General features: G+C 35.9%; 14 protein-coding genes. 11 read left to right on the top strand and 3 right to left on the bottom strand.

Translation table 11 applies throughout. The features are described from left to right. Positions 1-114 precede the first annotated feature (114 nt). A complete protein-coding gene (locus AS180_RS05440; RefSeq protein ID WP_025907774.1) occupies positions 115-1,539 on the bottom strand; it encodes a recombinase family protein in 1,425 nt (474 codons plus the stop codon). Between the two features lie 11 nt (positions 1,540-1,550). Then, positions 1,551-2,207, bottom strand: coding sequence for an XRE family transcriptional regulator (locus tag AS180_RS05435; protein WP_025907773.1), 657 nt, complete (start codon positions 2,205-2,207; stop codon positions 1,551-1,553). 189 nt (positions 2,208-2,396) lie between these two features. On the opposite strand from AS180_RS05435, the gene AS180_RS05430 reads away from it, so the two are divergent. The 3 genes from AS180_RS05430 to AS180_RS22305 all read left to right on the top strand — a co-directional run bounded on the left by AS180_RS05430 (position 2,397) and on the right by AS180_RS22305 (position 3,039). Further along, positions 2,397-2,639, top strand: coding sequence for a helix-turn-helix transcriptional regulator (locus AS180_RS05430; protein WP_309599123.1), 243 nt, complete (start codon positions 2,397-2,399; stop codon positions 2,637-2,639). A gap of 77 nt (positions 2,640-2,716) precedes the next feature. Continuing rightward, positions 2,717-2,872 (top strand): hypothetical protein, encoded by a 156-nt coding sequence (locus AS180_RS23135; protein ID WP_197414232.1) that lies wholly within the window; start codon positions 2,717-2,719, stop codon positions 2,870-2,872. After that, positions 2,872-3,039, top strand: coding sequence for a hypothetical protein (locus AS180_RS22305; RefSeq protein ID WP_156413450.1), 168 nt, complete (start codon positions 2,872-2,874; stop codon positions 3,037-3,039). Before AS180_RS23135 ends, AS180_RS22305 begins: the two co-directional genes overlap by 1 nt. Here the strand turns inward: AS180_RS22305 and AS180_RS05425 are convergent. Continuing rightward, on the bottom strand, positions 3,020-3,319 hold the full coding sequence (locus AS180_RS05425) for a hypothetical protein (RefSeq protein WP_025907771.1): 300 nt from the start codon (positions 3,317-3,319) through the stop codon (positions 3,020-3,022). The two genes, AS180_RS22305 and AS180_RS05425, sit on opposite strands and share 20 nt — an antisense overlap. A gap of 177 nt (positions 3,320-3,496) precedes the next feature. Between AS180_RS05425 and AS180_RS22300 the strand changes: the two genes are divergently transcribed. The 8 genes from AS180_RS22300 to dnaB all read left to right on the top strand — a co-directional run bounded on the left by AS180_RS22300 (position 3,497) and on the right by dnaB (position 8,962). Then, complete coding sequence (locus AS180_RS22300; protein WP_156413449.1) at positions 3,497-3,637, top strand: hypothetical protein; 141 nt, start codon at positions 3,497-3,499, stop codon at positions 3,635-3,637. A gap of 14 nt (positions 3,638-3,651) precedes the next feature. Continuing rightward, on the top strand, positions 3,652-3,852 hold the full coding sequence (locus tag AS180_RS05420; protein WP_025907770.1) for a hypothetical protein: 201 nt from the start codon (positions 3,652-3,654) through the stop codon (positions 3,850-3,852). Between the two features lie 107 nt (positions 3,853-3,959). After that, positions 3,960-5,495: an ATP-binding protein gene (locus AS180_RS05415; protein WP_062686524.1), complete on the top strand. Its 1,536-nt coding sequence runs from the start codon at positions 3,960-3,962 to the stop codon at positions 5,493-5,495. Continuing rightward, entirely contained in the window at positions 5,488-6,414 is a 927-nt protein-coding gene (locus tag AS180_RS05410; protein WP_025907768.1) for a RecT family recombinase, read from the top strand. The genes AS180_RS05415 and AS180_RS05410 overlap by 8 nt, the downstream gene beginning before the upstream one ends. A gap of 4 nt (positions 6,415-6,418) precedes the next feature. Next, entirely contained in the window at positions 6,419-6,577 is a 159-nt protein-coding gene (locus tag AS180_RS22295) for a hypothetical protein (RefSeq protein WP_156413448.1), read from the top strand. A 9-nt stretch (positions 6,578-6,586) separates the two neighbouring features. Continuing rightward, positions 6,587-7,372, top strand: a complete 786-nt coding sequence (locus tag AS180_RS05405; RefSeq protein WP_025907767.1) for a helix-turn-helix domain-containing protein — start codon at positions 6,587-6,589, stop codon at positions 7,370-7,372. Positions 7,373-7,377: 5 nt separating this feature from the next. Further along, positions 7,378-7,683 carry a replicative helicase loader/inhibitor gene (locus AS180_RS05400; RefSeq protein ID WP_025907766.1) on the top strand — a complete coding sequence of 102 codons (306 nt, stop codon included), beginning with the start codon at positions 7,378-7,380 and terminating at the stop codon, positions 7,681-7,683. Then, the gene (dnaB, locus tag AS180_RS05395; RefSeq protein ID WP_051567054.1) at positions 7,640-8,962 is read left to right on the top strand and encodes a replicative DNA helicase; all 1,323 of its coding nucleotides are present in this window, start codon (positions 7,640-7,642) and stop codon (positions 8,960-8,962) included. Before AS180_RS05400 ends, dnaB begins: the two co-directional genes overlap by 44 nt. Position 8,963 lies beyond the last annotated feature (1 nt).

Genomic DNA, 8,963 nt, shown 5'->3' with positions numbered 1-8,963 from the left:
TAAAAAGTGCGCCAACACTTTTTATACACGCTGTGCTTTTTTGTTTTTAGTAAGCAGAAAGACTATATGTATATTATTTATGGTGGAGTACCGCCACCCATAAAAGACATATAATCATTTCGCTGATACAATAATGATTTCTCTAGGTTTTCCTGTTCCTCTTTTATATTCTTCTTTGGTATCAATAACGATTTGCGTAAAAATGCTATTCATTAACTGCTTTCGTTCATGATCAGTAGAGTATTCCCATACAGTATCGATGTTAGAGATAATATATTTTGTTTCTTCATTGGCAGTTTTGCTACTTCGATTTATACTTTTCAATTCTTTATTGATCTCTTTTTCTCGTTCTCTAAGTTGGTTAGATTTTTTTATCAACTCGTCAATGTCGATAATATCATTTTCGTACATCTTCTTTTGTTTATCTAAAAGTTTTTCAAGATTTTTCAATTCATTAGTCAATTCATTGATTTTTTCATCTGAGTAATTAGATGAATCAGTCGAATTATATATATTTCCAACCAGTTTATCAAACATGCTAAAAATTGTTTTTGTTAAGTTATCTTCTAAAATAATATGACTAGTACAATTCTTGCCGGCTTTTTTTCCAGAGCATCTGTATGTCTTTTTACCAGCTGATTTATGACCCGAAAGAGAATGACCGCATCGTGCGCATTTTAGTAGGGTTGAGAAATAATAATTACTAGTGTGCTTTTTTCCTCCACCATTTCTTCTTTTGTCCAGTAGATCTTGTAAAGCCCAAAATTCTTCTTTAGAAATAATCGGTTCATGACTGCCTTCATATAGAGTTTGCTCTCTGGGTGGTTTTTTATAGTCTTTGGAGTTTTGATTAAAGGTTAAGTATCCGGCGTAAACGGGATTGTTGGCAATATCTCTTACTGAGTCTACATGCCATTCTCCACCTTTACGAGTTGAAAAGCCTTTGTTTGTTAAATGTTTAGCCAACGTATAAAAGCCAAAGGTTGTTGTTTGTTTGAAAATTTCTTGTACAACTGCTTTTTCTTTATCATTAACGACTAATTTCTTTTCAACGATTTTATATCCGTAAGGAGCCATGCCGCCTTTCCACATACCAAGCTTTGTTTTTTTCTCCATACCTAAACGTACACGTTCACCTAAATTTTCACGTTCCCATTGAGCGATAGCTGCTACTAGTGTTATAAATAAACGTCCCATAGCATTTGTTGTGTCATATACTTCAGTAGCACTTTTGAACATACAGTTATTATCATCGAGTATCTTTAAGATTTTATATAAGTCCATAACAGAGCGTGTCAGCCGATCTAAGCGATAAACTAATAAAACATCAATATTTCCTTGCTTCAATGTGTCCATCATTTTTTCAAAAGCAGGTCGTTGCAAATCTTTAGCTGAATAACCTTCATCAATGTACTTATCTACTAACTCCCAACCTTGAGATATGCAATATGCTTCTAGCTTTTCAATTTGAGCAGCAATTGAAAAACCGTGTTTGGCTTGTTCATCAGTTGATACCCTTACATAGACAATACATTTCATGGAGCATCCTCCTAGAATTTAATATCAAGGGGTGGCATGTACCAAACTAATTTCCCTTTAATATGAATAGGCGTATGTTCTTGCGTTTTGGCATCATAGTATTGGGTTTTGTGTTTTGGATTGAAACTTTCCGGCTCAAGAGTAATACCGTTTTGGAACTTAAAAAATCTTTTTAGTGTTGCATCATAGCCATTTACTGCCACAGCTGCCACATCACCATTACGGACTTCTTGAGTAGGATCAATTAAAGCTAAGACATTAGGAGGAATGAGTTTATTCATACTATCACCATTAACTGTTACTAAAAAAGCATTAGGATATCTTTCTGCTACTTCTACTGGAACATTAACCCATTCTTGAATTGGAGCCATATCTAAAGGCAAACCAGCCGCAATAGATCCTAATAAAGGCATTCTTACTGAATGACCTTCAATATTTTTAGGTGCGTGTGGTTTCTTTGATAAAACATCCATTTTATCTTCGATAATATCACTTTTTAAAATTCCAAAATGATCTGCGATTTTTTGAATAGCACCCATTCTAGGATCTTTAACTTCATTTTCCCAAGTTGATACAGCTTTATCAGAAACACCAGCTATTTCTGCTAATTCTTTTTGGGATAAGTTATGTAGTTCTCTTAATTTCTTAATATTTTTCCCTATGCTCATTTTTATTACCTCCGACCTAATTTATATACAATATATTATACCAAAAGTAGAAAACATTCAATCAAAAGTAGAAAAAATTCTACTTTTATAGAAAAAACAGAGAACTTATTGTAGAATTTAATGTTTTTTAATTAGTTGACATTCTACTTTAGGTAGATTATTATGTGGTTGTGAAGGAAAATAAGTGAGGTGATAAAGTTGAAATTCACTTTAAAACAAGCAAGATTGCTTAAAGGTCTCACTCAAAAAGAAGTCGCAAAAAAGCTAGGTGTCCATGTGCAAACTTACAGTAACATGGAAAAGAACCCTGATGATGTAACAATAGGAGAAGCAAAATTAATTAGCGAAATATTGGGGTTCAGTTATGATTTTATTTTTTTTAGTGGTGATTCTACTTTAAGTAGACTGACTAACGGTGATTCTACTTTTTAAAGTAATCGCCGTTAGCATCTAATTTTATGATTTGTCCTGTCACTCCTTCCACATATGCTTTATCGAGGTGATAACTTATGGATCTTAGTGCATTTCAAATGACAGAAGAAAAAATTAGAAAAATAAGACCCATTGTTGAGAGAGCTCTTTCAAGAAAGTATGGGAAAGAAATTAAAATTTTTGAAATGACTGTTGGAGGGATAACCGTAAAAATTCAACAGGAGGGGAGTTAATGATTAATCACAAGCAAAAAAAATCCTCAAAAGTTGAGAAGACAACAAGTGAGGAAACAGAAAAGTGGAATAACCTTTTGAAGCAAAATTTAATTAATCTCGGTATCGCATCATTTGCTTTAATCGTGTCAATATTTACGGTGCTTATTATTTTGATAAGTAATTAATTAGTAAAGAAACTAAACTGGTTAGTAATGCAAAAACTGAAATTATTCTTGTTACTAAAAGATTTCCTTTTTCCCAAAGAGCTTTTTTACCGTCGGTAGTAATGATGTAAAAATCACTATGAGTTGGGAGTGGAAAACCATTAATTTCAACCCAATGATCATTGAGAGGGCTTATAAAATTATAATCAGCCATGTATTGTAGGTGCTTGTATGTAGGTTTAATTTTTACTTTTCCAAATATAGATGCTATCTGAAGTCTCAAATAAATAGATAGATTCATACTATTCACCTCCTTCATAGGAAGATTATACTAAAAAATTCACAAGGAGTAACAACATGAAAGCACAAGTATCAAAACGTATAGAAAAATTGTAGCTGATATGAAGCGTAAAGGGTTCAATGTGGATATTGTATTTCGTTATATCAAAAGTGATAAGAAGTTAACCGAAGGGAGGTGATGAAGTTGACAATTAGCAAAGAAATTCTGTCCTACGTGGCTGATGGTGACACTCACATTAAATTGGATAGCATTGAGTACAGTACGGATCTAAGAGAGATTATCACAGTTGGTTATATGCTTGAGCACCCACATGATTGAAGGGAGGTGAAGCGATGCAACAGGTAGAGAATCCAATAGTCACTGATGTTGAAAAAGATCCACAGATATATGGAATTGATGCAGCTGGTAATGAAGTATTTGTAGGAGAAGAGATTTTTCAGGCGGATGAGGAATTTATTCTGGCTGAAGTTGTAACGAAGGAAGTTGAAGAGTTTTTTAAGGCTCTAGGTATAGAAAAGGTTGTAGCAAAATAAAAATGCCTTACTCAATAAAGTAAGGCACAAAGCAGGCAATGCTGCTCCGAAACTTAGACAATTTCAGAGTACAGCAATTGTTCTTAAAAAGCAAATGGAGGTAGCACATGAATATTTCTTTTCTAGAAATGCGCATTGAAAACTTTAAGAACCACCATGTACTCACAGTTAACTTTAATGATATGACCAAAATTGAAGGCAAAAACGGTGCAGGTAAGTCCAGTATAGGGGATGCAGTGACGTATGTTTTATACGGAACGGATGCATTAGGGACTAAGCTAGATCCGCGACCAGTTGGTTGTGACGATAAGGTTGAAACGAAAGTAGAATTGCTCTTGAAAGTAGATGAGCAACAAATTCTCCTTGGCCGTATTCAAAAGAAAACAGCAAAGTATTATGTGAATGAAGTGCCCGAAAAAGCAACACGGATTAATGAAATTGTTGAAGGGTTATTTGATAAAACATTATTTCTATCGTTATTTAATCCAACCTATTTTTTTACACAACACTGGCAAGATCAACGGAAACAACTACTCAGCTATGTAAGTGAGCCTTTAAATAAAGAAGTACTTGCAGGGTTACCCAGTGTATCTCAAAGTCAACTGGAGCCTCAATTAAAGAAACATTCTTTAGATGACCTTGAAAAGTTACATCGAGATCGCTTTAAAAATCAAGATAAGGCATTAGAGCGAGCGAGTGAACGTGTGGTTACGCTTAAAGAGCAAGTGAGTAATAACGATTACAATATAAATGAGCATGAATTGAAAGAAAAAATCGACGTTTTGAGTAAAGAGTTATTGGAATACGAAAATCGTAATATAAATGTTCACCAACAAAGCAGAGAGAGAAGTCGTTTAGAGCTTCGAAGCGAATCATTAAAAGGTGAAATTCAACGTCAAAAAGACATTTTAACAGCAATAAAAACAGAAACACTGGACGAGCATTGTGCTACGTGTGGACAAGCATTGGATGAAAAATCAATAGCTAAGGTGAAGCAGCAACGCCAGGCGCGTTATAACACTGAAGCTGACAAAGGCATTAAGTTGGTGCAGGAGCTTAAAGATGTAAATGAAAAGCTAAATGAACTGCCAGAGCCAGTTGAAGAAAATCCTGCAGAAGCTTCACGCCTTGTGAAGATATATGGTGAGCTGAATAATTTACGTGATCAACTAGGTGATATAAATCGAACAAAAGAGCTGCTTGAGAGTATTGCGACTGCTGAAGAAAATCAGCATAGCATCCGTAAAGAGCGTAACGAATCGCTTGTGCTTATTGATGCAATTAAATCGTTCCGTACAAAACGATCTGAACTAATGGTTCACAAGATAGATAGTTTATTTACAACCATTTCTGTTCGACTGTATGAGCAATTAAAAAACGGAGAAGAGCGTGCAACTTTTGAAATTGAAAGGGATGGAAAGCCATATAGCAAGCTTTCTACGGCTGAAAAGATAAAAGCTGGATTAGAGCTAATTGAGGTTCTGTCTAAGCAGTCAGAGGTTGTGACACCGACATTTGTCGATAACGCTGAAAGTATTTTGAATTTCACCAAACCATCTGGACAAATCATTGTTGCTAGAGTGGTAGATAAAGAGCTTGAGATTATAGGTGTTTCACTAAAGGAGGAAGCAATTAATGAGTAAAAATCAAGTAACAAACGTTAATACACAAGCAGTAGTAGGGAATTTCACTCAATCGGAGCTAGATACAATTAAGCAAACCATTGCAAAAGGAACTACAAATGAGCAATTCTCATTATTTGTTCAGACGTGCGTTAACTCTGGATTAAACCCTTTCTTGAACCATGTACACTGCATCGTTTATGACGGAAAAGCCGGACCAACAATGAGCATTCAAATTGCGGTTGAGGGTATCTTATTTCTTGCTCGCAAAACGGAAGGTTATAAAGGAATCGATGCCCAAATCGTTCATGAAAACGATGAGTTTAAATTTAACGCTGCTAAAAAAGAAGTTGTACATGAAATTGGATTTCCACGAGGGAAAATCATTGGGGGATATGCAATCGCAAAGCGAGAAGGATTCGACGATGTGGTTGTAGTGATGGAATCAACAGAAGTAGAACATATGAAAAAAGGTCGAAATTCAACGATGTGGAATCAGTGGTTCTCAGATATGTTCAAAAAACACATTATGAAGCGTGCAGCTAAAATTCAATATGGTATTGAAATTGCAGAAGACGAGCCGGTGACAAGTGCTGCAACAGAATCAGTAAGCTCTTATCAATCTGGTCGAGTTGATATTACTCCATCAACTGCTCAAATTACAGTTGGCGAAACAGAAGTAATTGATCCAGATGAAGAATTAAAAACAAAATGGACTGAAGTGTACGGCAAAACAGAGAAGTTAGGTTGGAATCGTAATCAAACAAGCGATTATATCAAAACGAAAATGAAAAAGAATCCAAAAGAATTAACGCTTCAAGAGGTTGTTGGATTGCTGAAATTATTGGATTTTGAATTGAAACAACAGCCTGCTCAAAAAGAAAATTTTGATGATTTAACACATGAATTTGAGGAATTTAAGCAAGAAACGCTTCTGTAAGTAAATGGAGCACACAATTACAATTCCTCACTGTTATAAATGGATGGCTAAAGGTAATAAAAAGCTGTATCTCCAATATGTTAAAGGCTATGTTGCTAGAAGTCATCCAGAGTTACAGCCCGTTCGAATTGAAGGTCATAAAGTAATTTGTAAAGTGAAATGAGGTGAGACGATGCCTGAACCTTTTTATTTTCCTATCCACTCAGGTCTATTATCACCAGAGCATAGAGAACAAATCGGTGCTGCAATATGGGAGTTTATCTGGTTTATCTCAAAGACAACCAAAGAGTTTCAGGAAGGTGATGAAAGGCTGGGTATCGTTCTTGGAGGGAAGCCGATAAAGCATGCGGAAATTGCAATAGATTTAGGTGTGAGTGAAAGCACTGTGAAGAATCATGTGAATCGATTGAAGAAATACAAATACATTGAAACGAAACGTGCACCTTACGGAGAAATTTATTATGTGAAAAACTCGAAAAAGTTCAAGCCAAAGAGACAGGCAAGAAATGGTCTATCTCTTAATGAGAGAAAGGTAAAAAACGACCTATCTGAAACAAGAGATAGACAAAATTTTACCGAGAGACAGACAAAAAATGGTCTATGTAATAAAGATATAAAAGATATAAAAAAAGAAGAAGAGGAAGTGCTCATGATAAACAGTAGTGATTTTCAAAAAATCGCAGATAAATTTATTCAACGAAGAGCAAAAGGACTCGTCTTATCGAAGATGGATGAAGCAGCTATTTATAGATTGTTAGAAGATCATATTCCTGTAGACAAGGTTTTATTCTTAATCGATAAAATTTTTGACGAATATAAGCCGAAACATCGATTAGATTATATCGCCAAGTTCGAATATGTCGAAAAAGGTGTACTAGATCGCTATCACAAAGAAAAAAAGAAAGCGAGCAATTTAGATGCGTTGGATGAGATTGCTAAGAAATACGAAATGGAGTGAGTTGAATGACCAGTAAGGAAACTATAAACATCTTACGTTATATAGCAGAAGCTTATCCTCATTTTGATATTACAGAACAGCGTGTTGCGGTATGGATTGAACAGCTTAAAGCAGTAGATTACGAGAAAGCATTTGCCAAGCTTAAGAAACATGTGTCGCAGTGCAAGTTTCCTCCTACAATTTCTGAGATTTATGTACAGGAAGAAAAATCACGTGTAAACCGTGCACACCTTGAAAAAATGCGTAAATTGAGAGGTGAGGACTTCTATGAGCGTTACTATGCAGACTTTGGAAACGAGGTACAGTATTGAAGCTGAATGCACGCTCCTAGGGAGTATCTTACTACAACCAAGTATTCTGCAAGAAATTAACGTGAAGCCGGAGCACTTTTATGATCCAAGGAATAGCGAAATCTATTCCTGGATGCTTCAGCTGGCGGAAATGAAGAAGCCTATTGACTTTGTAGCACTAGTAAACATAGCTGGTAATGAAAAAATGGAGAATGTCGGTGGAGTTACATACTTGATGCAACTAACAAACGCGGTGCCGACAACAGCCAATTTCGACTATTACGCAGAAGTCATTTTAAATCTGTGGAAGCAACGAGCTGTTCAAAATGTCTTGCAACCATTTGAATCAGGATCTACACAAGATGTTGATATTCAAAGCATTATTCAGCAGCTAAACAAGATTGATACCACAGGAACGAAAGAGCGCTTTGATTTATCTTCAAAGTTATCAGACTTGTACGAGTTACCCGATACCCCAGTTCCAGCAGGATTAAGTGGTATCCCTTCGGGTTTTAAAGATTTAGATGAAATGACAGACGGGTGGCAAGATGAGGATTCTATCATTATCGGCGCTCGCCCTAGTATGGGTAAGACAGCTTTCATGTTAAATATTGCAGGAAACGCTGGTTTGAAAGGAACTATACCATGTGTTTTTTCACTGGAAATGAGCGCAGATAGCTTAATTAAACGTATGTTATCAGCCATTGGTGGAATTGACGGTAACAAAATTCGGAATCCATTCAACTATTTTGATGATAAAGACCGCGTTAACTGGGTGAAAGCAATCGGCATCTTGGAGCGCATGCAGATGCAAATCTTTGATAAGCCTGGGCAAACGGTCAATGAAATGCGCGCGCAGGTCAGGCAAGTGCAAAAAGATTATCCAGGTAAAAGCCTGTTAGTTATGATTGACTATTTAACGCTCATACGACCACAACATGATCATAACGGAAATGCTCATTTGCAAGTATCAGAGATTTCAGCAGCGCTTAAAGCTATGGCAAAGGAATTTAAAGTGCCGGTCATTACATTGGCTCAGCTGTCTCGTGGGGTAGAGAGCCGAGCAAATAAGCGTCCAATGATGTCCGACTTACGAGAATCAGGCAGCATTGAACAAGATGCAGATGTAATTGGCTTTCTTTACCGCGATGAGTACTACGACAAGGATAGTGATAAACGAAACATCTTGGAAATTGATATTGCTAAGCAGCGTAATGGTCCAACTGGTGTAGTAGAGCTATTGTACTTGAAAGAGCAAAACAAAATATTAGATTTATCACGAAAAAATACAGGGAAATGAA

The organism is Priestia veravalensis, assembly GCF_001457055.1.
Classification (GTDB): domain Bacteria; phylum Bacillota; class Bacilli; order Bacillales; family Bacillaceae_H; genus Priestia; species Priestia flexa.
This window is presented reverse-complemented; position numbering and strand designations above follow the sequence as displayed.